Origin of the sequence: Phreatobacter sp. (assembly GCF_022843985.1) — a bacterium.
Classification (GTDB): Bacteria; Pseudomonadota; Alphaproteobacteria; order Rhizobiales; family Phreatobacteraceae; genus Phreatobacter.
The window spans coordinates 24768-49027 of sequence record NZ_JALHMP010000001.1 but is presented as its reverse complement, the minus strand read 5'-3'; the positions used below and the strand labels follow the sequence as shown (position 1 = coordinate 49027).

General features: G+C 67.0%; 28 protein-coding genes. 19 read left to right on the top strand and 9 right to left on the bottom strand.

Translation table 11 applies throughout. From position 1 onward, the window contains the following. Positions 1 to 66 precede the first annotated feature (66 nt). The 3 genes from greA to Q0C57_RS00245 all read left to right on the top strand — a co-directional run bounded on the left by greA (position 67) and on the right by Q0C57_RS00245 (position 2116). Complete coding sequence (greA, locus tag Q0C57_RS00255; protein WP_296570920.1) at positions 67 to 543, top strand: transcription elongation factor GreA; 477 nt, start codon at positions 67 to 69, stop codon at positions 541 to 543. A gap of 159 nt (positions 544 to 702) precedes the next feature. Next, positions 703 to 1659, top strand: a complete 957-nt coding sequence (locus Q0C57_RS00250; RefSeq protein ID WP_296570431.1) for a YiiG family protein — start codon at positions 703 to 705, stop codon at positions 1657 to 1659. 94 nt (positions 1660 to 1753) lie between these two features. Beyond that, the gene (locus tag Q0C57_RS00245; RefSeq protein ID WP_296570429.1) at positions 1754 to 2116 is read left to right on the top strand and encodes a DUF6152 family protein; all 363 of its coding nucleotides are present in this window, start codon (positions 1754 to 1756) and stop codon (positions 2114 to 2116) included. Here the strand turns inward: Q0C57_RS00245 and Q0C57_RS00240 are convergent. Then, positions 2109 to 2579: a DUF2214 domain-containing protein gene (locus tag Q0C57_RS00240; RefSeq protein WP_296570428.1), complete on the bottom strand. Its 471-nt coding sequence runs from the start codon at positions 2577 to 2579 to the stop codon at positions 2109 to 2111. The genes Q0C57_RS00245 and Q0C57_RS00240 overlap by 8 nt on opposite strands. Before the next feature lie 3 nt (positions 2580 to 2582). Then, positions 2583 to 3035: a GatB/YqeY domain-containing protein gene (locus Q0C57_RS00235; RefSeq protein WP_296570426.1), complete on the bottom strand. Its 453-nt coding sequence runs from the start codon at positions 3033 to 3035 to the stop codon at positions 2583 to 2585. 158 nt (positions 3036 to 3193) lie between these two features. Between Q0C57_RS00235 and carA the strand changes: the two genes are divergently transcribed. After that, complete coding sequence (carA, locus tag Q0C57_RS00230) at positions 3194 to 4387, top strand: glutamine-hydrolyzing carbamoyl-phosphate synthase small subunit (protein WP_296570425.1); 1194 nt, start codon at positions 3194 to 3196, stop codon at positions 4385 to 4387. Positions 4388 to 4536: 149 nt separating this feature from the next. Here carA and Q0C57_RS00225 read toward each other — a convergent pair whose 3' ends face one another. Together Q0C57_RS00225 and Q0C57_RS00220 are read right to left on the bottom strand one after the other, a co-directional pair. Further along, positions 4537 to 4890 (bottom strand): septal ring lytic transglycosylase RlpA family protein, encoded by a 354-nt coding sequence (locus Q0C57_RS00225; RefSeq protein ID WP_296570423.1) that lies wholly within the window; start codon positions 4888 to 4890, stop codon positions 4537 to 4539. A gap of 170 nt (positions 4891 to 5060) precedes the next feature. Continuing rightward, positions 5061 to 5705 carry a hypothetical protein gene (locus tag Q0C57_RS00220; protein ID WP_296570421.1) on the bottom strand — a complete coding sequence of 215 codons (645 nt, stop codon included), beginning with the start codon at positions 5703 to 5705 and terminating at the stop codon, positions 5061 to 5063. A 188-nt stretch (positions 5706 to 5893) separates the two neighbouring features. On the opposite strand from Q0C57_RS00220, the gene Q0C57_RS00215 reads away from it, so the two are divergent. Next, a complete protein-coding gene (locus Q0C57_RS00215) occupies positions 5894 to 6772 on the top strand; it encodes an MBL fold metallo-hydrolase (protein WP_296570419.1) in 879 nt (292 codons plus the stop codon). A gap of 4 nt (positions 6773 to 6776) precedes the next feature. Here Q0C57_RS00215 and msrP read toward each other — a convergent pair whose 3' ends face one another. After that, positions 6777 to 7733: a protein-methionine-sulfoxide reductase catalytic subunit MsrP gene (gene msrP / locus Q0C57_RS00210; protein ID WP_296570417.1), complete on the bottom strand. Its 957-nt coding sequence runs from the start codon at positions 7731 to 7733 to the stop codon at positions 6777 to 6779. A gap of 96 nt (positions 7734 to 7829) precedes the next feature. Here msrP and Q0C57_RS00205 point away from each other — a divergent pair, with 96 nt between their 5' ends. The 3 genes from Q0C57_RS00205 (at position 7830) to Q0C57_RS00195 (ending at position 9310) form a co-directional block, all read left to right on the top strand. Beyond that, positions 7830 to 8093: a SemiSWEET family sugar transporter gene (locus Q0C57_RS00205; RefSeq protein ID WP_296570415.1), complete on the top strand. Its 264-nt coding sequence runs from the start codon at positions 7830 to 7832 to the stop codon at positions 8091 to 8093. A gap of 105 nt (positions 8094 to 8198) precedes the next feature. After that, positions 8199 to 8558, top strand: a complete 360-nt coding sequence (locus Q0C57_RS00200) for a DMT family protein (protein WP_296570413.1) — start codon at positions 8199 to 8201, stop codon at positions 8556 to 8558. After that, positions 8555 to 9310 carry a class I SAM-dependent methyltransferase gene (locus Q0C57_RS00195; protein ID WP_296570411.1) on the top strand — a complete coding sequence of 252 codons (756 nt, stop codon included), beginning with the start codon at positions 8555 to 8557 and terminating at the stop codon, positions 9308 to 9310. Before Q0C57_RS00200 ends, Q0C57_RS00195 begins: the two co-directional genes overlap by 4 nt. A 7-nt stretch (positions 9311 to 9317) precedes the next feature. On the opposite strand, the gene Q0C57_RS00190 is transcribed toward Q0C57_RS00195, so the two are convergent. Then, positions 9318 to 10493 (bottom strand): PQQ-dependent sugar dehydrogenase, encoded by a 1176-nt coding sequence (locus Q0C57_RS00190; RefSeq protein ID WP_296570409.1) that lies wholly within the window; start codon positions 10491 to 10493, stop codon positions 9318 to 9320. 11 nt (positions 10494 to 10504) lie between these two features. After that, complete coding sequence (locus Q0C57_RS00185; RefSeq protein WP_296570407.1) at positions 10505 to 10819, bottom strand: hypothetical protein; 315 nt, start codon at positions 10817 to 10819, stop codon at positions 10505 to 10507. A gap of 265 nt (positions 10820 to 11084) precedes the next feature. Between Q0C57_RS00185 and Q0C57_RS00180 the strand changes: the two genes are divergently transcribed. The 6 genes from Q0C57_RS00180 to Q0C57_RS00155 all read left to right on the top strand — a co-directional run bounded on the left by Q0C57_RS00180 (position 11085) and on the right by Q0C57_RS00155 (position 16648). Next, positions 11085 to 11249, top strand: a complete 165-nt coding sequence (locus Q0C57_RS00180) for a hypothetical protein (protein WP_296570404.1) — start codon at positions 11085 to 11087, stop codon at positions 11247 to 11249. A 163-nt stretch (positions 11250 to 11412) separates the two neighbouring features. Next, positions 11413 to 13458, top strand: coding sequence for an elongation factor G (locus Q0C57_RS00175; RefSeq protein WP_296570400.1), 2046 nt, complete (start codon positions 11413 to 11415; stop codon positions 13456 to 13458). Positions 13459 to 14022: 564 nt separating this feature from the next. After that, positions 14023 to 14526: a YbjN domain-containing protein gene (locus tag Q0C57_RS00170; protein ID WP_296570395.1), complete on the top strand. Its 504-nt coding sequence runs from the start codon at positions 14023 to 14025 to the stop codon at positions 14524 to 14526. A 52-nt stretch (positions 14527 to 14578) separates the two neighbouring features. After that, complete coding sequence (gene proC, locus Q0C57_RS00165; RefSeq protein WP_296570392.1) at positions 14579 to 15421, top strand: pyrroline-5-carboxylate reductase; 843 nt, start codon at positions 14579 to 14581, stop codon at positions 15419 to 15421. A 50-nt stretch (positions 15422 to 15471) separates the two neighbouring features. After that, positions 15472 to 16218: a TetR/AcrR family transcriptional regulator gene (locus Q0C57_RS00160; protein ID WP_296570389.1), complete on the top strand. Its 747-nt coding sequence runs from the start codon at positions 15472 to 15474 to the stop codon at positions 16216 to 16218. 73 nt (positions 16219 to 16291) lie between these two features. Continuing rightward, positions 16292 to 16648 (top strand): tRNA-binding protein, encoded by a 357-nt coding sequence (locus Q0C57_RS00155; protein ID WP_296570385.1) that lies wholly within the window; start codon positions 16292 to 16294, stop codon positions 16646 to 16648. A gap of 64 nt (positions 16649 to 16712) precedes the next feature. On the opposite strand, the gene Q0C57_RS00150 is transcribed toward Q0C57_RS00155, so the two are convergent. After that, positions 16713 to 17600, bottom strand: a complete 888-nt coding sequence (locus tag Q0C57_RS00150; RefSeq protein WP_296570382.1) for a branched-chain amino acid aminotransferase — start codon at positions 17598 to 17600, stop codon at positions 16713 to 16715. Positions 17601 to 17790: 190 nt separating this feature from the next. Between Q0C57_RS00150 and Q0C57_RS00145 the strand changes: the two genes are divergently transcribed. The 3 genes from Q0C57_RS00145 to Q0C57_RS00135 all read left to right on the top strand — a co-directional run bounded on the left by Q0C57_RS00145 (position 17791) and on the right by Q0C57_RS00135 (position 20424). After that, positions 17791 to 18345: a MarR family transcriptional regulator gene (locus tag Q0C57_RS00145; protein ID WP_296570379.1), complete on the top strand. Its 555-nt coding sequence runs from the start codon at positions 17791 to 17793 to the stop codon at positions 18343 to 18345. Between the two features lie 4 nt (positions 18346 to 18349). Continuing rightward, a complete protein-coding gene (locus Q0C57_RS00140) occupies positions 18350 to 19075 on the top strand; it encodes a response regulator (RefSeq protein ID WP_296570376.1) in 726 nt (241 codons plus the stop codon). A gap of 92 nt (positions 19076 to 19167) precedes the next feature. Then, positions 19168 to 20424, top strand: a complete 1257-nt coding sequence (locus tag Q0C57_RS00135) for a TMEM43 family protein (RefSeq protein ID WP_296570374.1) — start codon at positions 19168 to 19170, stop codon at positions 20422 to 20424. A gap of 73 nt (positions 20425 to 20497) precedes the next feature. Here Q0C57_RS00135 and Q0C57_RS00130 read toward each other — a convergent pair whose 3' ends face one another. Then, complete coding sequence (locus Q0C57_RS00130) at positions 20498 to 21472, bottom strand: quinone oxidoreductase (RefSeq protein WP_296570371.1); 975 nt, start codon at positions 21470 to 21472, stop codon at positions 20498 to 20500. A gap of 223 nt (positions 21473 to 21695) precedes the next feature. On the opposite strand from Q0C57_RS00130, the gene Q0C57_RS00125 reads away from it, so the two are divergent. Together Q0C57_RS00125 and Q0C57_RS00120 are read left to right on the top strand one after the other, a co-directional pair. Beyond that, positions 21696 to 22793, top strand: coding sequence for an endo-1,4-beta-xylanase (locus Q0C57_RS00125; RefSeq protein WP_296570368.1), 1098 nt, complete (start codon positions 21696 to 21698; stop codon positions 22791 to 22793). Beyond that, positions 22793 to 24220 carry an oligosaccharide flippase family protein gene (locus tag Q0C57_RS00120; protein ID WP_296570360.1) on the top strand — a complete coding sequence of 476 codons (1428 nt, stop codon included), beginning with the start codon at positions 22793 to 22795 and terminating at the stop codon, positions 24218 to 24220. Before Q0C57_RS00125 ends, Q0C57_RS00120 begins: the two co-directional genes overlap by 1 nt. Positions 24221 to 24260 lie beyond the last annotated feature (40 nt).

The following is a 24260-nucleotide window of genomic DNA, read 5'->3' as shown; positions in this document are numbered from 1 at the left end:
AAGGTTCGCGGGGCCGGCGTCCTCGGCCCGCGGACCTTTATTCGTCATTGAAAGGCAAGGGCGAGCATCATGGAAAAGGTTCCGATGACCGTCGGCGGTTTCGCCAAGCTCGAAGCCGAACTGAGGGAGCGCCAGCGAGTCGAGCGCCCGCGCATCATCGCGGCGATCTCCGAGGCGCGCTCCCATGGCGACCTTTCGGAGAATGCCGAATACCACTCGGCCAAGGAGCAGCAGTCGCTCAACGAGGGGCGGATCGCCGAGCTCGAGAGCCTGATCGCCCGGGCCGAGGTGATCGATGTCACCAAGCTCTCGGGTGACACCGTCAAGTTCGGCGCGACGGTGAAGCTCGTCAACGAGGACACCGAGGAAGAGCGCGTCTGGCAGATCGTCGGCGACAGCGAGGCGGACGCCAAGGCCGGCCGCATCTCGATTTCCTCGCCGCTGGCCCGCGCCCTGATCGGCAAGTCGGCCGGCACGGTGGTCGAAGTCAACACGCCCAAGGGCGCCCAGAGCTACGAGGTCCTTGAGATCCGCTGGGGCTGAGCGGCCCGATCCGTTCGGCATGGTCAAGGCGTCGCCCGGCCGGGCGGCGCCTTTGCTTTGCGGCGCCGCGCCGGTGCCCTGAAACGATGCGGACGGTCTCTCGCCGACGGATTGAAACGCCGGCCGGCGAGGCTCCCTGTCATGGAAGGAGGACCCGCCATGACCCGCCCATGCCACGCCCTTCGCCCCGACCGCCGGGCCCTGCTGTTCTCTCTCGCCGCTGCCGCCCTCTCTCCCGCTGCTCCAGCGCTGGCGCAGGCCCCGGCGCGTCCCGCCCCGGATCCCGCACTGCAGGCGGCTATCGCCAAGTCCAACGCCTATACGGAACTGCTCAATCGCACCCTGAGGGCCGTCGAATCCTGGGACCGCTACCGCAGCTGGGTCAATATCCAGCGCGGGCCGACGGGCCGCGAGCGCTACATCACCTACGGGCTCTACAGCCTCTACGACGTGCGCAGCGAGATTCAGAAGGCCGAACAGGCGGTCGTCCAGGAGCCGGCTCTGCCGGATCTGGATGACGCCATGCGCCGCTACATCCAGTCCTATGCGGCGCTGGCGCCGCTGATCACCCGCGCCAATGTCTATTACGAGCGCAAGGACTACCAGGATGACGGCGCCGCGCTCGGCCGCGAACTGCACCGTGACCTCGTTCCGGCGGCGCAGGCCTTCCTCAAGGACCGCGCCGATGTCGAACTGCACATGCGCGCCTTCCGGGCTGACCTCAATCTGCGCGAACTCGCCGACATCGAGCGCCGCGAGGGCCGTTCCGCCCGCTGGAACATCCGCAACGTCATGATCGCGGCGCGCGGCGTCATGGACCTCATGCCCACCGAAGCGCGGCCCGTTGTCGATCTCGTCGCCTTCGACGCGGCGATCGCCGGCTATTCGGCGGCCCTGCGCGAGCTCGACAGGCTCAAGGAAAGCGATCCGGGCGGCGCCTCGATCCTTGACAGCCAGGCCGGCTCCTGGCTGGGCAGCCTGCGAGAATACCGCCAGAAACTGGCCCGCGCCCGGGGCGATGCCCGCCGTGCCGGTGGCCACGAGCGCATGTGGATCGTCAACAACTACAACACGATGGTGAGTATCGCCCAGACACGCCTGCGGATCGGCCGCTGAACGGCGCGCTCACGCAGGCGTGAGGATACCGGGTGCTCCCGCCGCCCGGTCCGCAGGCTAGACTGGTGGCGGACTGCTCAACGGGAGACTGACCATGCTGAACCGCCGCACTTTCCTCGGCGCCGCTGCCACCACCGGCACCGTCATCCTTTCGGGGGCCGCCGCCGCCCATCACGGCTGGGGCGGTTTCGACCGCGACAAGGTTCTCGACCATTCCGGCCCGGTGGCGCGCTCGACCTATGCAAACCCGCATGGGACACTGTTCATGCAGAAGGACGGCCGGGAGTTGATCATCGAGCTGGCGCCGACATCGCGCATGCAGGCCCGCGGCCTGACCGCCGAGGACATCGCGCCGGGCAAGACCTTGCGGGTCTATGCCTATCAGAACCGCGGCAATCCCGATGTCTACCGGGCCGAATGGGTCGAGATTGCCGGCCGGCGCGTCGAACTCAGGTGAAGGCGATCCAGCGCCCGAGCCCGATGGCGGCGAGCCAAAGGGTGAGCGAGGCGATGCCGCTGGCCCGGGCCGCCGCATGGCCCAGCAGGGCCGGGAGGCCGAACCGCCGCACCGCAACCTCGAACGCCAGAGCATGGGCCAGGGCGAGGGCCACTACCACCATTTTTGCGACAAAGGTCGGATTGACGACATATTCGTCCGGCCGCGCCGAGGCGAGGAGGATGCCTGTCAGCACGGCCAGCCCGGCACCGATCGTGCCGGTGGTTCGCAGCAGCGCCAGGGCGGCAACATCGAGCGACCGCAAGGCTCCCGCCAGGCGCAGGTCGACCAGCACGATGGGGCCGAAGAGCAGGGCGATGCCCACCACGTGCAGGGCCGAGGCGGCGGCATAGACGGGCGTCGAGAGGGTGACGCCGCTGACCCGGCCGAGACCGGCCAGCAGCCCGACCAGCGCCTCCACCATGGGTCAGCCGAGCAATTGCTTGACGAGGGGGCTGGCCTTGCCGAAATCCATCTGCCCGGCATGGCGGGCCTTCAACGCGGCCATTACCTTGCCCATGTCCTTCACCCCGGCCGCGCCGGTCTCGGCGATAACGGCTGCGATGGCGGCACGGCTTTCGGCCTCGTCCATCTGTTGCGGCAGATAGACCGAGATGATCGCGATCTCGGCGTTTTCCTGATCCGCCAGTTCCGGCCGGCCGCCGTCGCCATACATCTTGGCGCTTTCCTGGCGCTGCTTCACCATTTTCTGCAGGAGCTGCAGGATTTCGTCGTCCGGGATCGGCCCCTTGCCGGCGCCCCGTGCCTCGATGTCCTTGTCCTTCAGCGCCGCCTGGATCAGGCGGATCGTGCCGAGGCGCGGCTTTTCGCCGGCCTTCATGGCTTCCTTCAGATCGCTCATGAAACGGTCGCGCAGCATGGCAGGCAAGTCCTCGCTAGGGCAGGCAGGGGTCGACCGGGCTCACGAGTGGCGGGCAGGGGCCGATGGGATCGCGGGCCGGGCGGCAGTGGATTTCGGGGGGCGACAGCCCGCATTCCTTTTGACCGCCGCCCAAGTCGTCGCTATGTAGGCGCCTCATGACAGACAGACAAGACGAATCCGGCTGGACGGATCCCAAGCCGACGGCCCTGCTCGTGCTCGCAGACGGCACGGTGATCGAAGGTTTCGGCCTTGGAGCGGACGGCATCGCCGATGGCGAAGTCTGCTTCAACACCGCCATGACCGGCTATCAGGAGATCCTCACCGATCCCTCCTATGCCGGGCAGATCATCACCTTCACCTTCCCGCATATCGGCAATGTCGGCGCCAATGACGAGGATATCGAGACCGTCAACATGGCGGCCGCTTCCGGCGTCCGCGGTGTCGTGCTGAAGGCCGCGATCACCAGCCCGTCCAATTACCGCTCGGGCAGCCATTTCGACCTCTGGCTGAAGCGCCGTGGCATTGTCGGCCTGTGCGGCGTCGATACCCGCGCGCTCACCGCGCTGATCCGCGAAAAGGGCATGCCCAATGCCGTCATCGCCCATGCGCCCAGCGGTGAATTCGACATCGATGCGCTGAAGCGCCGCGCCGCCGGCCTTCCCCTGATGGACGGGCTCGACCTCGTGCCCGGCGTCACCTCGTCGCAGCGCTATCCCTGGTCGGAGACGATCTGGGAATGGGACGAGGGCTACGGCACAGCGGGTGAGCCGCGGTTCCATGTCGTCGCGCTGGATTACGGCGTGAAGCGCAACATCCTGCGTCTCCTCGCCAATGCCGGGTGCAAGGTCACCGTTGTCCCGGCCAGCGCCACGGTCGACGAGGTCATGGCGCTGAAGCCGGACGGCGTCTTTCTGTCGAACGGCCCCGGCGATCCCGCCGCAACGGGAACCTATGCGGTGCCGGTCATCCGGGCGGTTCTCGACCGGCAGATCCCGACCTTCGGCATCTGTCTCGGTCACCAGATGCTCGGCCTTGCCGTCGGCGCACGCACCATGAAGATGCATCAGGGCCATCACGGGGCTAACCACCCGGTGAAGGATCTGGATACGGGCAAGGTCGAGATCACGTCGATGAACCACGGTTTCGCCGTGGATGAGGCGACTCTGCCCGTCAATGCCCGGCCGACTCATGTCAGCCTGTTTGATGGGTCGAATGCCGGCATTGCGCTCACCGACAAGCCGGCCTTCTCGGTCCAGTATCACCCCGAGGCGAGCCCTGGCCCGATGGACAGCCACTATCTGTTCGATCGCTTCGTGGCGATGATGGAGAAGGCCAAGGCCTCCGCCTGACGCGGGACCGCCCTGCGGGTTATCCGCGTTATCCACAGGGGTCCGGGTTCATGGGCCGGACCGCTGTTGTTCGGTACTCGATGTAAAAAACAAAGGTCTCGCAGTTTGTTGCGGGGCCTTTTTCATGTGATGCCTGAGGCGGTCGGTCGTCAGTTTCGCACGATGCTCACCCGGCCGACACCGCGGTCGATCAGCCCGATCTTGCGGGCGGCGCCGCGCGAGATGTCGACGATGCGGCCGCGGACGAAGGGGCCGCGATCGACGATGGTGACGACCGCGGAACGGCCGTTGGACAGATTGGTCACCTTGATGGTGGAGCCGCAAGGCAGGGTGCGGTGGGCGGCGGTCATCGCCTCGGGATTATGCCGCCCGCCGCAGGCGGTCCGCCCCGGCAACTGGTACCAGGAGGCGAGGCCGACCGCTTCAGCGGCGCGAGCCCCTCCGACAGGGGCGACGACGAACAAGGCGGCGCCGATCGCCGCGAAGCGAAGCCTGGATGTCATGATGGGGGTCTCTGCTCGCGGGAGGCCAACGCGGCCGATCGCGGGTGGGTTCCAGCGGCTGGGACAAAGTCGCACCAGACGCCAAGCGACGGTAGAAACTAGAGACGAAATGAGACGGGAATGGGGCTCTCGCCGGTGGCGAGGCCCCATGCCCGGGCGGTGGTCATGCGCTACTGCGAGACGCTGGTCGTGCAGCTTCCGTTGACGCAGGTCGTCGTCTCGATGCGGCAAACGTTGTTCACGCAGTTGCGGCGTGTGGACGTCGTCCTGTTCTCGCGCACCGAGGTGAAGCCCGTCATCGGCCGCGATGGCGGCTGCGTCACCATTGGGGTCGGCGTCGGGCGGGTCGGCGTCACCCGGGTCGGAATGATGTTCGGAGGCCCGCCGCGGAAGATCATTGAATCGTTGCGCTGGCGGGGCGGCGGCGGCCGCAGCGCCGTGATCATCGCCTGACGGTTGCGCTCGGCCTCGGCGCGCGCGACGGCCTCGCGCCGGAGATCGTCGTCGGGCAGGGGCTGTCCTCTGGCGGCGAGGGCGGCGCCGGCCTCGACATGCCCGCGACGAGCGGCCTCGTTCAGGTAAAAGACGATGATGTTTTCGTCCTGAGCGAAACCCGGAACATTGCGCTCGTGACACCGCGCCACGGCGTGAAGTGAACTGGCGCTGTTGGTCTGAGCCTTGGCAGCCTGGCACCATTCCGGCGTAAACGGCTGCGCGGTGGCCAGCGTGAGATCCGGGGTGCAACCGGCCAGGCCGACCATGGCCAGGGCACAGAAGAGGTAACGTCGCATAAAAACACCATCCTGACGGGTCATGGCAGCCGCATCGGCCGGGCTTCTTCCATCTCGCCCGGCAACGCGGCCACGCGCCTCACCGATAATACAGCTTATGAGCTATGACAATCTGCGGCACGCCGTTGGCGAGAGTTGCCACGGTGGAGCCGGCGTTGACAGCCACCCTCCTGCCCGTATGTCCTGTCCCGAGCGGCCGGAGCCAATCCACCATGTCACATGCCTGGACCATCGGTGATCTCACCATCCATCGCATCGTCGAGCAGGAGGGCGGGTTCCTCGATGCCTTCGACATGCTGCCCGATCTCTCCGCGGAGACCTTGTCCGTCGAGCGCGACTGGTTGACCGCCGCGGGGGCGCTGACCGCCGATGATCGCCTCAGCCTGGCCTTTCAGAGCTATGTCGTGCGCACGCCCCACCATGTCGTTCTGGTGGACAGTTGCATCGGCAATGGCAAGCACCGGCCGACCCGTCCGGACTGGCACGGGAAGAGTGACAGCCGTTTCATGGACGGACTGGCAGCAGCGGATCTGTCGGTCGCCGAGGTTGACTTCGTCATGTGCACCCATCTGCATGCCGACCATGTCGGCTGGAACACGCGGCAGGAGAACGGCCGCTGGGTGCCGACCTTTCCCAAGGCCCGCTACATCTTCGAGGCCCGCGAATTCGAGCATTGGCGGGCGGCGGACGAAAGGGCTCCGGTCTTCCCCTTCCAGGACAGTGTGCTCCCGGTCGTTGCGGCGGGGCGGGCCGACATCGTCGCCGGCGATCACGCCATCGGCGACCATATCCGCCTGATGCCGACTCCCGGCCACACGCCGGGTCATGTGTCAATCGTCTTCGGCAAGGGGCGGGACGTGGCGGTCGCGCCCGGCGATCTCATCCACTCGCCGCTGCAGGCGCTCCATCCGCAGTTGTCGACCCGGTTCGACGTCGACAAGGCGGAGGCGGCGCGGACCCGCCGCGCCTTCCTGGAGCGCTACTGCGACACCGAGACCCTGTGCTGCATGGCCCATTTCCCCTCGCCATCGGTCGGACGGATAAGGTCCTGGCGCGAGGGGTTCCGCTGTGCTCCGGTGGGCGAGGGCTGACCCCTCAAGCCCAGAGGCGCTCGCGCTCGCGGCCGCGATAGAGCGATGCGACATATTCGCCATAGCCGTTGAACAGCTGGGTCGGCACGCGTCCGCCGCCACCGATCAGCTCTTCCGTCGCCTGGCTCCAGCGGGGATGGGCGACCGCCGGATTAACGTTGGCCCAGAAGCCGTACTCGCTGCCCTGCATCCGCTCCCAGAAGCCCTGCGGACGTTGTTCGGTGAAGGAAATGCGAACGATCGACTTGAGAGACTTGAAGCCGTACTTCCACGGCACCATCAGCCGCAGCGGCGCCCCGTGCTGGCGAGGCAGCGGCTTGCCGTAGATGCCGGTGACGAGGATGGCGAGGTCGTGGGCCGCCTCGTCGATGGCCAGGCCCTCCACATAGGGCCACGAATACCAGGGCGAGCGCATGCCGGGTGCCCAGCTCTGCGTGTCGAATGTCTCCATGCGGAGATATTTGGCCGAACCCAGCGGCTGGACCATGTCCATCAGCGCCTTGAGGGGGAATCCCGTCCACGGAACCGTCATGGCCCAGGCCTCGACGCAGCGCAGGCGATAGACCCGCTCCTCGAGCGGCATGGAGCGGATGAGCTTGTCGATGTCAATCGTTTGGGGCTTTTCGACAAGGCCGTCGATCTTCACTGTCCAGGGGCGGATCGGCAGCGCCTGGGCGGCATGGGCGACATGCTTCGAGGTACCGAATTCGTAGAAATTGTTGTAGCTGCCGGCGACGTTCTCCGCCGTCAGCGGCCGATCAACCTTGTAGGTCTCGTTGCGGCGGACGGGATAGAGATCGGCGGTCGGGTCGGGTGCGGCCTGTGCCTCCGCCCGCCCGACCAGGGCAGCAGCGGCAACGCCCGCGCCCGCCGCCATCATGGTCCGGCGCGAGAGAAAGATATGTTCCGGCGTCACGGCGGTTTCCGGCAATTCCCATCCGCGTTTCGACTTGATCAGCATGGGGGCTCCCTTCGTCTTTCCGACAAGCTATAGGCCGAGTGGCCAGTCATCCAATCACGCTATGGCGAGTCGACCCTTTGACGCCTGGAGGCCCACGTGCTGCCGCAGACCCTCGTTCCCTATATCGGCCTCGCCGCCGCTTTCGTTACGACCTTCTGCTGGTTGCCCCAGGCCATCCGCATCATCCGGACCCGCGACACCCGGGCGATCTCTTTGCCGGCCTACGGCGCCTTTGCCGCCGGCATTGCCCTGTGGCTGATGTACGGTATCGCGCTGGGCGACCTGCCGCTGATCCTGTCCAACACGGTGACGCTCGGCCTGCAACTGTTCATTGTCGGTCTCAAGCTGAGATACGGCTGAGGCCGTGCGGCGGATCGCGGCCTTCACCCGCCTGCGCCGATGCCGAGACTCGTGCGATGGGCCGCGACTTCGTGCTAGCCATGCAGGGACCTGTCGGAGTACCCCATGGCGTCGCTGACCTCGCCCTTCGTCTCGCCGATCCTGTTGCTGCTCGCCTCGAACGTCTTCATGACCCTCGCCTGGTACGGCCATCTGAAGTTCAAGGCCGCGCCGCTGGCTGTCGTCATCCTGGTAAGCTGGGGCATCGCCTTCTTTGAATACTGCCTCGCCGTGCCGGCCAACCGGATCGGCCATGCGGTTTACAGCGCTGCCGAGCTGAAGACGATCCAGGAGGTCATCACGCTTCTCGTCTTCGCTGTCTTCTCGGTCGTGGTGCTCAAGGAACAGCTGTCATGGAACCATGCCATCGGCTTTTCCCTGATCGCGGCCGGCGCGTTTTTCATCTTTCAGGGGAGGGCCGCATGACGCCTTTCAACAGCGGCATTCCGGCGCTTGACGCCTATCTGGCCGATGGGTTCGAGACGGTGCGTGGCATGTCGTCGCGCTTTTCGGCGACGATCTGCGGCCATCTTCTGCGCCGCCAGACCGAAATGGGCATCCGCGGCAGCGTCGCCGAGATCGGCACCTTCGAAGGGCGGTTTTTCATCGCCATGGGCCATGCGCTCGCCCCCGGCGAACACGCCTACGGCTTCGACATCTTCTCCTGGCCGGACGACCATGTGCTCGACCGCTTCGTCGCCAATGCCGCCCGTTGTGGCCTGCCATCGGACCGGTTCACGCCGCGCCCCTTCGATACCGGCACGTTGTCGACCGACGAGTTCGCCGGGCTCACCGGCCGCGGGCCGCTGCGCTTCATCCATATCGACGGCGAGCATTCGCCCGAAGCGCTCAGCCATGACCTTGCGCTCGCCCATGAGCGGCTGCACCCGCAGGGCCTGATCTGCCTCGACGACATGCTCCACCCCGGTTACCCGTTCCTGGTGGTGACGGTGCATGCCTATCTCGTCGCCCATCCGGACATGTGCGTCATGTGCGTCATCGACCGGGAGGACATCGTCGCCGCGCCGAAATTCCTGATCTGCCGGCGCGACGCGGTCAGGCTCTACGAGGCCGACCTGATGCAGAGCTTCGCGGCCCAGCACTTCGTCCTCGGCGGTGATGCCATGGGCCACCATTGCGTTGTGCTGACGCCGCATCCGCGCATCGCCGACGTCTGAAGCGGACTCAGGCCGGAGGCGCGAGGCGCAGGAGGGCGCCCTCGCGGGAATCGGTCAAAAGCCAGAGCGCGCCGTCAGGGCCCTGCTGGACGTCGCGGAAGCGGTGGCCGAGATCGGTCAGCAGCCGCTCCTGCCGCACCACCGTCTCGCCGTCGAGGACGAGGCGCACCAGCATCCGGCCGGCGAGGGCTCCGGAAAAGGCGCTGCCTTTCCAGCCCGGCATCAGGTCGGCGGTGTAGAAGGTCAGACCGGCGGGCGCGATCGACGGCGTCCAGTGGGCGAGCGGCTGCACCAACCCGGCGCGCTCGCGCAGGCCGCCATTGACTGGCCGGCCATCGTAATGGGTGCCCCAGGAGATGAGCGGCCAGCCGTAATTCTCGCCCGGCCGGACGGCATAGAGGCCGTCGCCACCGCGCGGACCGTGGTTGCTCACCCAGAGGAGACCGGTCTGCGGATGCAGGGCGGCGCCCTGCACGTTGCGCAGGCCGATGGCCCAGACGGCCGGGTCCCAGCCCTCCTTGCCGACGACGGCCCGGTTGTCGGGAGCAGCCTCTCCCTCCGTCGTAATGCGGACGATCTTGGCGATCGTGTTGGACGGGTTCTGGCTCAGGTCCATCTGGCCGAAGCGGTCGCCCGTGGTGACGAAAAGATGCCCGGACCGATCGATGACGATCCGCGAGCCGAAATGGTGCCGGCTGGCGAAGGCGGGCTGCTGACGCCAGATGACCCGCCCGGCGTCGAGGCCGTCGGCGGCGGCGTTGAGCGTACCCCGGAACACCGCGGTCGCGTTGGTCTCACCGCCGCGCGGCTCGGCAAAGCTGAGATAGACGCGCCGGTTGCGGGCAAAGTCAGCATCGAGGGCGATGCCGAGCAGCCCGCCCTGGCCGACGGCATGGACCTGGGGCAGGCCGGACAGCGGCTGCGACACCGTTCCGTCCGGTGTCACCCGCCGGAGGCGCCCGGGCCGTTCTGTCACTAGCATGAATCCGTCGGGCAGGAACGCCACCCCCCAGGGGTGTTCGAGCCCGGAGGCGACGGTCGTGACGGCGAGCGCCTGGCCGGGGGCATCGGCACGGACGCTGCGGGCCGACGCCGGCCGGGGTTTCAGCGCGCCCATGCCGACGGCGGCAGCAGCGAGGCCCCGAGCCAGGACAGCGCGGCGATGAAGGCGATCGGTCGGCATCGTTCTCCCGCTCATGCGGCGAAGGGCGGATCCTGACGGTCCTGACTCACCGAGACATAGCGGCGCAGGATGGCGACAAGCAACCCGACTAGGCCGAGGGTCAGCAGCGCGACGGTGCCGGAGAGGACCAGGGTCTCGGCGTCGGCGCCGTCCTCAAGTCCCGCGGGGCCGACGAGCTCGGTGGAAAGAGAGATCCCCGCCACGACGAGCGCCAGGATCAGCGCAGCGACGATGCCAGCCGACACGATGGTCGGGACGCGGGGGTAACCGCGACCGAAACCCGCCCGGGGAGCACCGATGCGGAAGGATTGCGGTGAATGAAGCATTCAACAACTCCGTCCCAATGTGTCGACCTCAACTCAGGGGAGGCGCGCGGGAATCACTGCCGATCCCGCCGCCTGATGAGCGTTTCAGAATGACCGCAACCATGGTCGTAGCGCGATGGTTCCGGGCGAAAATGCGGCAGCGCCTCACTGTTCTGTGAAGGAACCGACAAAGGCGGCCCTGAAGGACGGCAAATGCTTGAAACTCAACCTTAACCACGCTTGTGCGACAAAACGTCGTCAGGCGTTGTTGGGTTCCGAGGTTTTCATGTCCCGCTGGGTTTTGTTCGCCGTGGCTGCCGCCTCGGTCGTCCTCGCGCAGTTCATCGACCGCGGTTCCAAGGACCTCGCCGATGGCATGCAGACCGCCCGCATGCCGCATGCCGACGATGACATCCGGACCGGCACGATCCGGCGTCCGCCGCCGCGCTGACCTGGGTCGGCCCGACGCTGCAGCGCGAGATGGCTCCCTTGCATGTGACGTCGCGCGGGTGGAGCATGGACCCCACGCGAGGTCCACCAACAAGATCCTCCGTTTGGCCTGTCACTTCCGGGTCGACCTTCTCGCCCGGGCCCCGACACGAGGGGTTGCAGACATGGGCGATCAAGCCGGCAGAAGACAGTCGGGTCCCCGGTGCGTTGCGCTGGTGGGCCCGTTCCAGAGCGGCAAGACCACCTTGCTGGAGGCGGTGCTGGAGCGCACCGGCGCCATCGCGCGGATGGGTTCCACCGAGAATGGCACCACGGTCTCGGATTCCAGCGCGGAATCCCGCCAGTTCAAGATGAGTGTCGAGGCGGGGTTCGCCACGACCACCTTCATGGGCGACGACTACACCTTTATCGATTGTCCAGGATCCGTCGATTTCCTCCACGAGATGCGGGCGGTCTGCCCAGCGGTCGATGCCGCCATCGTCGTCTGCGAGGCGGATGAGAAGAAGGTGCCGGCCCTCGGGCTGATCCTGCGCGAACTCGAAGAACGCGGCATTCCCCGCATTCTCTTCATCAACAAGATCGACAGGGCCAGCCGCCGCCTGCGCGAGACGCTCGAAGTGCTGCGGCCCGCCTCCCGGGTTCCGCTGCTCCTGCGCCAGATCCCGATCTGGTCGAACGGCATCGTTTCCGGCTTTGTCGACCTCGCTCTTGAGCGGGCCTTCGTCTACCGCGAGCACGCCGCATCCCAGGTCGTGCCCCTGCACGGAGCCGATCTCGACCGGGAGAAGGAAGCCCGCTTCACCATGCTCGAGACGCTGGCGGACCATGACGACGTGTTGATGGAAACGCTCCTGTCGGACCTCGAGCCGCCGCGTGACCGCGTCTTCGACGATCTGGGCCGGGAACTCGCCGCCGGTCTCATCGTCCCGGTGCTGTTCGGATCCGCGCTCCAGACTCACGGCGTGCTGCGCCTTCTCAAGTCGCTTCGCCACGACGTGCCGCCGGTCAAGGCGGCGGCTGCCCGCCTCGGCGTCCCCCCGGGCGAGACGGTCGCACAGGTGATCAAGACCATCCATACCGCCCATGGCGGCAAGATGTCGGTGGTCCGCTTGCTCTCCGGAAGCCTGCCGGAAGGCGCCGTGCTGACCGGGATCGCGGGAATGCCGGAGCGGACATCCGGCCTGTTTCGCCTCTTCGGCCCCGGCGTCGAGAAACGGCGCGAGGCGACGGCCGGTGAGACCGTGGCCCTTGGCAGGCTCGACCATGTCTCGACCGGCGAGACGGTCACAACGGGCCGTGTCGCGCCTGTGCCACTGACCACCGTCGCGTCGCCGCAGCCGGTCCTGTCCGTCGCCCTGTCGGCGCATGACCGCAAGGACGATGCCCGCCTCGGCTTCGCCCTGGCCAAGCTGTGCGACGAGGATCCCTCGCTCACCGTGAGCCATGGAGGCGATAGCGGCGACATGGTTCTGGCGGGGCAGGGGGAGATGCAGCTGCGCGTCGCCCTTGCCAAGCTTGTGAACCGCCATGGCGTGCGGGTCGACCAGACGCGCCCCGCGATCGGCTATCGCGAGACGATCAAGAAGGCCGTCGCGGGGGTGCGCGGCCGCCACCGCAAGCAGTCCGGCGGCCACGGCCAGTTCGGCGATGTCGTCATCGCGGTGAAGCCTCTTCCGCGCGGCGCCGGCTTCCTGTTCGACGAGACCATCGCCGGCGGCGTGGTGCCGCGACACTACGTTCCGGCCGTGCGGGACGGCGTGGCCGAGGGTCTGCGCAAGGGGCCGCTCGGCTTCCCGGTGGTGGACATTGCGGTGACCCTGACCGACGGTAGCTATCATACCGTCGACAGTTCCGACATGGCGTTCCAGCAAGCGGGGCGGATCGCCATTCACGAGGCGCTCGGGGCCTGCCACCCGGTCTTGCTGGAGCCGATCCATCAGGTCGCGGTGGCAGTGCCCTCGGACGCCACGGCGCGGATCAATGCCATCGTATCGGCGAGGCGCGGCCAGATCCTCGGCTTCGACAGCCGCGAACATTGGCCCGGATGGGACGTGGTCTCCGCCCTGCTGCCTGAGGCCGAGATCGGTGACCTGATCATCGATATCCGTTCGGCCACCGCGGGAGTTGGCTCGTTCACCGCAGCATTCGATCACCTTGCAGAACTGACCGGGCGTGAGGCGGAGCGGATCGTGCAGAGCCGAGCCGCCTGAGCGCCTCGGGTTCGTTCGCGCGAAAAAAAGGGCCGGGCTCCAGGAGCCCGGCCTTATGAGTTTCGGCTTCCGATGACGAACACCTGGAAGCCGCCTTCCAGAGGGGAACGCCGACAGCAACGCGAAGATCACAGGGAGGACGTGACCCCAAAAAACGCTATCGACGTTCCCAACATGGCGTGTTCGTGTGCAGCGCACAACCGGAATGGGCGCATGGCTGGATTTCACGTGCCGCACGCCTCAGCATCATGCCCGCATTTTGAGCAAAATCGGCAATCTCCGTTTCCCGCGCGGACATTCCAAACGGTGGAGGACCGGCCACCGATCGCCCTTCCGTGTGGATAAGGACGCCGCCCCGATTGCGGCCCGATGACGAATCCAAGATCGCTTGTCGGGTCAGTAGGCAGCGCCGCCATCCTGCGTTAGGGTCTGGCTCAGAGATCGATTCGAACAGTCGAATCAAAAGCTTGCAGGTGGCTGTCGTAGCCGGCTGTCAGTTGGTCTCAGGTCCAGTTGTGTCCCGTTGCGTCTGTCCGACAACCGAGCGAACCGCACGGGGGCGGAATGTCCTTGACCGATATTGAAAGTACCGACCGCCAGGTCAATCCCGTCGATCTGGTGGAGAATCTCGCCGCCCTGAACGAATGGTCCTTCGACCGTTCAGGCGATGACGAGATCACGCTGTCCGTCACCGGCCGCTGGTCCGACTATCACGCCTCCTTCACCTGGATGGACGATATCGAGTCGCTCCATCTGGCCTGCGCCTTCGACCTGAAGGTGCCGGACCGCCGCCGCGCCGAGGTGAAGGAACTCGTCCAGCTCATCAATGAGCAGCTCTGGCTCGGTCACTTCGACCTCTGGCCGCAGGAAGGGGTGGTCATGTTCCGCCATGCCTTGCTGCTGGCCGGCGGAGCCGAGGCCTCGGGCCGCCAATGCGAGGCGCAGCTCGACGCGGCGATGGAGGCCTGCGATCGCTATTACCAGGCGTTCCAGTTCGTCGTCTGGGCTGGAAAGTCGGCGCGCGAAGCGATGGACTCCGCCTTGTTCGAGACGGCCGGCGAGGCGTGACAGCCGGCGCCCGGACCGCTATCGGTTGGCTCTGACGAGCCCCGAGGACGCCATGACCGTTGCCACCGCTTCCCGTTCCATCGCCGATTTCACCGGCCACGTTGTGCTCGTCGGCGCCGGCCAGATGGGGGGCGCCCTGCTGCGCGGGTGGCTCGACAACGGGCTGCCGCCGGCGCGCATCACCGTCATCGATCCGCGACCGCCGGCCAATGTCCAGGCGATCATCGACGGCAGCGGCATCGTGTTGAACCCCCCCGATCCTGCCATCGCCGACGAACTGATCCTCGCCGTCAAGCCGCAGATCGCCGACGAGGTCATGCCGCGGGTCCGCCACGTCGTCGGCCCGCAGACGGTGGTCGTGTCGGTCATGGCCGGCAAGACCATCGCCCGGCTTGAGCAGGTCTTCGGCGCGGGCACGGCCGTCGTCCGCACCATTCCCAACACGCCCGCAGCGGTCGGCCGCGGGATCACCGGGGCCGCCGCCAACGACCAGGTCACCACCGCGCAGCGCGTCGCGGTCGAGACGCTTCTGGCCGCCGTCGGCCGGGTCGAATGGCTGATGCTTGAGGACTGGATCGACATCGTCACGGCCGTGTCCGGATCGGGACCGGCCTATGTCTTCCTTCTCGCCGAGACCATGGCCCGGGCCGGTGCCGCCGCGGGCCTGCCGGCAGAACTCGCCGCCCGCCTGGCGCGTGCTACTGTCGAGGGCGCCGGCGAACTGATGTTCCGGTCGCCTGACACCGAGCCGGCGACGTTGCGGCAGAATGTCACCTCGCCCAACGGCACCACCCATGCGGCGCTGCAGGTCCTCATGGGTCCCAAGGGCATCGATGCCGCCTTTGGCGAGGCCATCGCGGCTGCGACGAAACGCTCGCGGGAACTGGCGGGCTGACGCCGGCGACCTATCTCTATCCCCAGGCATTCTTTGCGAGGGAGACGGCGATGACCGACACGACCGGGACCGAAGCCAGGACAGACCGCCAAGGCGCCATCGTCGCGGCCTTCATGGGCCTGCTGGCCGACCGTGATTTCGATGCCGTGACGCTGGCCGACATCGCCAACCGTTCGGGCCTGTCCCTCGGCGACATCCGCGCCGCCTTCGATTCGCGCTTCGCCATCGTCGAGGCCTTCGTCGCCGGCATCGACAAGGCGGTGCTCGACGGGATCGACGCCGATCTCGCCGACCAGGACACCAAGGAGCGGCTGTTCGACGTGCTGATGCGCCGTCTCGACCTGCTGGCCCCCCACAAGACGGCGATCCGCAACCTGTCACGGGCCGCCATGCGCGATCCGGCGCTGGCGCTCGCCCTCAACGGCGTGGCCCGGCGCTCGCAGCGCTGGATGCTGGCGGCCGCAGGCGTCGAGGTGCCGGGAGCCGGCGGCATGATCCGCGCCCAGGGCCTGGCCATCGCCTTCGCCAAGGTGGTGCGGACCTGGCTCGACGACGAGGATCCGGCGCTCGCGCGCACCATGCGGGTCCTCGATGAGGAACTGGTCAAGGCGGGCCGGGCGGCGAAGACACTGAAATCCGTCGAGCAGCTCACGGCGCCGCTCAGGTCGCTCCTCTGTGCGCCGCTGTCCTGGCGCCGCCGCTCGTCGTCTTGGGGCGGAGCGACACCGGAGCGCGACGGGCCCGAGCGCGGCTGGCGCGGCGACGATTTCCGCGATCCGAAGGTGACGCCGGTCTGAGCACGGCTTGACGTTCCGCCGGGATGGGCGAGAAAGGCCAGGTCCGTCCCGGCCTTTTTGTCACGAGAGCCCCATGTTGCCGACCCAACCCAGCCCGCCCATCGGTTTCGACGATTTTATGAAGGTGGACATCCGGGTCGGCGAGATCGTCGCGGCCGAACCCTTTCCCGAGGCACGCAAGCCGGCCATCAAGCTGGTGATCGATTTCGGCGAGGGGATCGGCCGCAAGAAATCCTCCGCCCAGATCACGCGGCACTATGCGCCCGAGGCGCTGATCGGTCGCCAGGTTCTGGCGGTGGTGAATTTTCCGCCGCGGCAGATCGGCAAGTTCATGTCGGAGGTGCTGACCCTTGGCGTGCCGGATGCCGACGGCGAGGTCGTGCTGATCGGGCCGGGCCATGCCGTGCCGCGCGGCGGCCGGCTGTTCTGACGCCCGCAAAACGAAATGGCCGGGACGCGCCCGGCCACTCCCTGCGGTTCCGGTTGGGCCTCGCTCAGGCCGCTGCGGCCTTCGGCGTCACTTCGACCGTGTAGTCGTCCATGATGGTCTTGGACATGTTGCCCGGCGTGTAACGATAGGGGCCGATCTCCGAGACCGGCGTAACTTCCGCCGCCGTGCCCGTGATGAAGCACTCGTTGAAGCTGGCGAGCTCCTCCGGCATGATCCGGCGCTCGATCACCTCGAAGCCGCGCTTGCGGCAGAGGTCGATGACCGTCCGCCGCGTGATGCCGTCGAGGAAGCAGTCGGCGATCGGCGTGTGCACCTGGCCGTCCTTGATGAAGAAGACGTTGGCGCCGGTGCATTCGGCAACGCGTCCCTGCCAGTCGAACATCAGGGCGTCGGCATAGCCCTTCTTCTCGGCCCGGTGCTTGGAGATGGTGCAGATCATGTAGAGCCCGGCCGCCTTGGAGGTCGACGGGGCCGTCGCCGGATCCGGGCGGCGGTAATCGGCGATGTCGAGGCGGATGCCCTTCATCTTGGTCGCCGGGTCGAAATAGCTCGGCCATTCCCAGGTGGCGATAGCCAGGTGGATCGTGTTGTGCTGCGCCGAGACGCCCATCATCTCCGAGCCGCGCCAGGCGACAGGGCGCACATAGGCATCGGTCTGGCCGTTGGCCTTCAGCGTCGCCATCTTGGCGGCGTCGATCTCGGCGACCGAGAAGGGGATCTCGAAATCGAGGAGTTCGGCGGACTTGCGCAGCCGGGCCGAGTGCTCGGTGCACTTGTAGATGGTCCCGCCATAGGCCCTCTCACCCTCGAAGACGGCGGAGGCATAGTGCAGGCCGTGGGTCAGCACGTGGACCTGCGCGTCGCGCCAGGGGACGAGCTTGCCGTCCATCCAGATAAATCCATCGCGGTCGTGGAACGGGACCAGAGACATGTCTTCCTCCTGTACTCTCCGGGCTTCGCGGGCGTCCATATCGCGTTTTGCGAACTGGGCCGGGTCCGGCTAACCTTGTCGTCGGAGACGCGGCGCTGAGCGACGATTCCCGACGGGGTGAGCAGCCTTTGGGTACGATCGTTTCGTGAATGCGGGCAGATGAGTAACAATCGGCATCGAATATGTCAACATGGCTGACATAAATGTCTCACCGGCCCAGCGCCGGCCCCTTTCCGGCACCGCGGCGTCGGGAACCGAACCGGCAGGTCGTGAACCCGCCTACGAGCTCATCGAGCTGATGTTCTTCGCCTATCGCGACTTCGTCGGCGATCCCGACCACGTGCTGGAGCGCTACCAGTTCGGCCGCGCCCATCACCGCGTCCTCCATTTCGTCTTCCGGCATCCCGAGATCCGGGTCGCCGATCTGCTCGATATCCTGAAGATCACCAAGCAGAGCCTGGCGCGGGTCCTGAAGGAACTGATCGATCAGGGCTTCATCCTTCAGAAGGAGGGCCAAGTCGACCGCCGCCAGCGTCTGCTGGCCGTGACCGACAAGGGCAAGGCGCTCGCCCTCGAACTGGCCAAGCTGCAGACGGAGCGATTCGCCCGCGCCATCGCCCAGTCGGGCACGACGCGCGACCAAGCGGTGCGCTTCCTCTATGCGATGATCGATCCGGAGCGGCGCGAGGACGTGACGCGGATGATCACCCAGGCCGATCGCGCCCTGCGCGGCAAGGAGCGCTGAGGCCATGTCGACCGCCGTGCCCAAGCCTCCGGCCGACGACGCGCCGCACCTGCTGATCGTCGACGACGACCGCGTCATCCGCCAGACACTCGCCCGCTATCTGACGAACAACGGCTATCGCATCACCACGGCGAACAACGCGGCGGCCGCGCGCAAGAAGCTCAACGGCCTGACCTTCGACCTGCTGATCCTCGACGTGATGATGCCCGGCGAGACCGGTTTCGAACTCGCCAAGGCCATTCGGGGGGGCGCGGCAGGGCCGTCCCGCGACGTCTCCATTCTTATGCTGACCGCGCTTGCGGACCTGTCCGACCGGCTGACCGGCCTCGAGATCGGCGCCGACGACTATCTGCCCAAGCCCTTCGAGCCGCGCGAACTGCTGCTGCGCATCGGCGGCATTCTCCGCCGGGCGATGAGCGCGCCCCAACCGATCGTCGAGGCGGTGAAGTTCGGTGATTTCCACTTCCACATCAGCCGGCTGGAACTCAGGAAGGGCGACGAGGTGGTGCGCCTCACCGATCGCGAGAAGGACATGCTCAAGGTGCTCGCGGTGAAGCCCGGGGAAACGGTGCCGCGCTACGATCTGGCGGCGCCCGGCGGCGACATCAACGAACGCACCGTCGACGTCCAGGTCAACCGCCTGCGCCGAAAGATCGAGGTTGATCCGGCCAATCCGCTGCACCTGCAGACTGTCCGCGGCATCGGCTACCGACTGATCGCGACCCCCTGATTGCGTGTTTGAAACAGTGGCCCGCCGGTGTGCGGGCGGGTTGAAACACGGGCATGGTCCTTTTCCCTCACCTAACGGAAGGGGAAATCGGAATGGGCACGGACTCGGACGGGTGGAGCACGGGACCGACGGAGGGCGGCGACGTCACCACAGAGCATATCGGGTTTCTTGAGAGATTGTGGCAGTCGATCACCGGCATTCTCGTCGGTCTGGCGCTCATCGCCGCGACGATCTGGGGCATCTTCTGGAACGAGGGACGGGCGATCGGAACCACCCGGGCCCTCAACGAAGGTGCCGGCGTGACCTTGACGGTGGCACCGACCCGCGTCGATCCGGCGAACGAGGGCAAGCTCGTCCATGTCGCGGGCGATCTGCGCGCCGGCGGCAGGCTGACCGACGGCGACTTCCAGATCACCACGGAGGCGGTGCGCCTCGTCCGCAAGGTCGAGATGTACCAGTGGAAGGAGGAGCAGCGGACCGAGACGCGGAGCAATGCCGGCGGCTCGCAGACGCGCACCACCACTTATGAGTACACCCGGGTCTGGTCCGACCGCCCCATCGATTCGAGCCGCTTCCGCCGCCGGGACGGCCACGAGAACCCGGCCATGACGGTGACCGGTCGCAGTCAGACGGCCGGCAACGCCACCCTTGGCGCCTTTCGTGCCGACAGCCGTGTCATCGGCCTGTTCGGAACCTCGACCGAGCGTCGCCTCGAGATCACCGATGGCCAGTTGCGGTCCTACCAGTCGCGCTTCGGCAGCCAGGCCCGCCTGAGCGACGGCAATGTCTATGTCGGCTACGATACCGGCAACCCCGCCGTCGGCGATGTCCGCATCTCCTATACGATCCTGCCCGAAGGGCCGGTGACGGTGGTCGCCCGCCAGGTGGGCCAGGGGTTCGGTCCCTACCAGGCATCGAACGGCCGCGAGGTGTTCCTCGGCGAGACCGGCACCAAGACGGCCCAGGAACTCTATGCCCATGCCCATGAATCCAACAGCATGCTGACCTGGATCCTGCGGGTCGTGGTGCTGATCGCCATGTGGATGGGCTTCAACATGATCCTGCGGCCCTTCGTCGTGCTCGCCGATGTCATTCCGCTGTTCGGATCGGCCATGGCTGCCGGGGCCGGGATCGTCGCCCTGGCCCTGACGCTGGTGGTCGCACTGCCGACCTTCGCCATCGCCTGGTTCTGGCACCGTCCGATCATGTCGATCATCCTGATCGTTGTCGGGATCGCCGGCGCCTATGGCCTGAAGCTCCTCGGCGAACGCCGCCGTGCGGCGGTGCCCCCGGCGGGGGGGCAGGCCATCGGCGGCCAGCCCGGTGCACCGCAACAGCAGGGCGGCTGACCAGGGGTGCCTGAACGGCGAACGCCCGGTCCTTTCGGCCGGGCGTTCATCTGTCTCGAACCGGTAGGATCGGTCAGGGAATCAGGATGATCGACCCCGTCGTCTTCCGGCCGGCCAGGTCCTTGTGCGCCTTGGCGGCATCCTTGAGCGCATATTCCTTCGGCTTCTGGATCGTCACCGTGCCATTGGCCACAGCCTCGAAGACGTCCTTGGCATTGGCCAGGAGGTCCTTGCGGGTGGCGATGTAATGGTAGAGGCCGGGCCGCGTCAGGCTTGCCGACTTCGCCGCCAGTGCTGCCGGCGAGACGGGGTCGGGCACGCCGGAGGCGGTGCCGAACAGGACGAGGTGGCCGCGCACGGCGAGGCATTCGAGGGACTTCAGGAACGTGTCCTTGCCGACGCCGTCAAAGACGACCTGGACGCCCTTGCCGCCGGTGATCTCCATCACGCGGGCGACGAAATCCTCCTCCGTGTAGATGATCGGGAACTTGCAGCCGTTCTTCTTGGCGAGGGCGGCCTTTTCCGCGCTCGACGTCGTGCCGATGACGGTCGCGCCCAGCGCTTTGGCCCATTGGCAGAGCCAGAGGCCCATGCCGCCGGCCGCGGCATGGATGAGCACGGTGTCGCCCTTCTTGACCGGATGCGTCTCTTTCAGGAGATAGCGTGCGGTCATGCCCTGCAGCATGATCGCCGCGGCGGTCTTGTCGTCGATCGTCTTCGGCAGCTTGACGAGCTGCGCTGCCGGAATCATCCGCTTCTCGGCATAGGCGCCGGGCGGGCCGCCGGCATAGGCGACGCGGTCGCCGAACGCGACTTCGGTGACCCCCGGCCCGATGGCCTCGACCACGCCCGCCGCTTCCATGCCGATCCCATGTGGCAGGGCGGGCAATTTGTAGAGGCCGCTGCGAAAATAGACGTCGATGAAGTTCACGCCGATGGCGGTCTGTCGGATATAGGCCTCGCCGGGACCGGGCGGCTTCACCTGCACGTCCTCATAGACCAACGCATCCGGTCCGCCGGTCTTGTGGATGCGGATCGCCTTCACCATGTCGCCATTCCCTCTGTCGTGCCGGTCCTGCACCAATGCGGCAAGGGACCTGCCGTTCCGACAGGCGGTTGCCGCGTTTGAAGACGTTGTAATGCGTTCCAACCTCTTCCGTCACCTGTCATTCTTGCCGGCGAAGGGTCCTGGGCGCCGATCGGCGCGGCGACATGCTGTCACCCCGGCGGCTGTGGGAACGGCTCTTGCGAGGGATCGGCGAGGAGCCGCCATGCTGTCCCGTCGCGAAACGATCCTGTCCTCCCTGAAGGCCGCCACCGCACTTGGCCTTGCTGCTTCGTCCCCATTGGGGACTCTGCTCGCCGGCAACGCCGCCGCCCAGGCGGCCTCGCCAGTTGCGGGTTTGCCTTACGGCGCTGCGGTGCGCGACGGGCCCCTCGATCAGGAAGCCGATTACCGCGCCGCGCTGGTGCGCCATTGCAGCCAGATCGTCGGGGAGGGCGGCCTGAAATGGTATGACCTCCGGCCGACGCGCGAGCAGTTCGTCTATACGGCGCCGGACAAGCATATGGCCTTCGCCACCGCCCACGGCATGACGCTGCGCGGCCACACGCTCGTCTGGTACGGCGCCATGCCCGACTGGACCAAGTCCATCGCTTCGGCCTCCGAGGCCGAGAGGCTGCTGGTCGGCCATATCGAGGCGGTGATGGGGCGCTATCGCGGACGCATCAAGAGCTGGGACGTCGTCAACGAGGCGATCCCCGATGATCCCGCGAGCCGCTCGGACATCCGGCCGTCGATCTGGCAGCAGCGCCTCGGCGAGAGCCATATCGCGCTGGCCCTGCGCACCGCGGCCCGTGTCGACCCGGGCGCCCAGCTCGTCATCAACGAATATGACATCGAGTTCGTCGGCGCGCGGTTCCGCCGCAAGCGCGAGGCCTTCCTGCGGCTCATCCGCGACCTGAAGCTGCGCAACGTGCCGCTCCATGCCGTCGGACTGCAGGGACACCTGCGCGGCGAGCTCGCCATCGACAAGGAAGGGCTCTCCGCCTTCATCGCCGAATGCCGGGCCATGGGCCTCGCCGTGCTGGTCACCGAACTCGACGTCATCGACGACAAATTGCCCGGCCCCCCGGAAGTCCGGGACATCCTCGTCGCGTCGCGCGTCTATGATTTCCTCGATGCGATCCGCGTCGCCGCGCCGCTCGATTCGATCCTCACCTGGGGCATTACCGACAAGCACACCTGGGTGCCGATCTATTTCAAGCGCACCGACGGGTTCATCAACCGTCCGTTGCCGCTCGACGCCGCCTATCAGCCCAAGCCGATGATGCAGGTCATTGCCCATTTCCTGCGGGACCGCCGCTGATGCTGATCCGGCAGACGTCCACCTACATGGTGGCCCACGGCACCTCGTCGGCCCTCGGCTTCCTGTCGGTGATTCTCTTCACGCGCCTGCTGACCCCGGCCGAATACGGCATCTACGTCGTGGCGCTGTCGGTCGCCGGCATCATCTCGGCGCTGCTCTTCACCTGGGTCAGGCTGTCGGTCCTGCGATTCGAATCGGAGGGGGAGGCGACGGATATCCGCCTGACCGCCCTCTTGGCCTACGGCGCCTCGGCCGCGACCCTCCCCGTGGCCCTCGGCGTCACGGTCTGGGCCCTGGCCGTCCCCCTCGACAAGGCGCTGGCGGCGATCGCGCTGGCGGCCGCGCTGGGCCTGTTCGAACTCGGCCAGGAAATCCTCCGCGCGCGGCTCGACTCGACCTCCTACATGCGCGCGACCGTGGTCCGCGCCTTCGCTGCGATTGGCATCTCCGTTGCGCTGGTTCAGGCGGGCTGGGGCGGGTTCGGTCTCGTGGCCGGCGTCGCCTGTGCCTATGTGATCGGAGCCCTGGCCTTTTCCCCCGCGATCTGGAAGGGCCCTCGCAAGCCCGTCGATCCCGTCACCTTCCGCGCCATGCTCGGTTTCGGCGTGCCGATGGCCTTGTCCGGCGGCGTCTTCGCGCTCCACTCGGCCCTCGACCGGCTTCTCGTCGCCTATCTGCTCGGCGATGCGGCTGCGGGCGTCTATGGCGCTTCTGCCGATCTCGTTCGCCAGATCATCCTGTTTCCGGCGCTGTCTGTGGGATCGGCGGTGGTTCCGCTCGCCATCCGAGCGTTGGCCGAGGACGGTCCGGCAGCCGCAGACGCCCATCTCACCCGCAGCGGTGAACTGCTTCTCGCCGTCGTCATGCCGGCCGTGATCGGGCTGGCGATCGTCGCCCCGCATTTCGCAGCTCTCGTTCTCGGCCCGGAATTCCGCGATACCGCCGCTGTCCTGGTCCCGATCCTCGTCTTCGCCTGGCTGTTCCAGGCCGTGTCGCAGCAATTCGTCCAGATCAGCTTCCACCTCGCCAAGAAGCCCTCGCTCATGGTGGCGCACGGCACCGCGATCCTCGTGGTCAATGTCGTCGCCATGACCCTTCTCGTGCCCTCCTTCGGCCTGAAGGGCGCCGCATGGTCGCTGGTGATCGCCGAAGCGTCGGGCGTTGTCGCCGGATACCTGCTGTCGCGCCGCGCCCATCCGTTGCCCTTCACCTGGCGGCCGGTCCTGAAGGTCGTGGCGGCGGTGCTTGTGATGGCCGTCCCGACGACCCTCGTCGGCTGGACCGGAGCCCATGGCGATATCGCGACCTTCGCGGCCGCCGTGGTGACGGGCGTCCTCGCCTATGCCGCGGCGGCCTTCGCCTTTGACCTCGCCGGCGTGCGCACGCTGGTCATGCAGCGCATCCGCCCGGGCGGCGATCCGTCCTGACGAAACGGGACGCTGGGTGGTGAAGAGATGAACCGGCGGC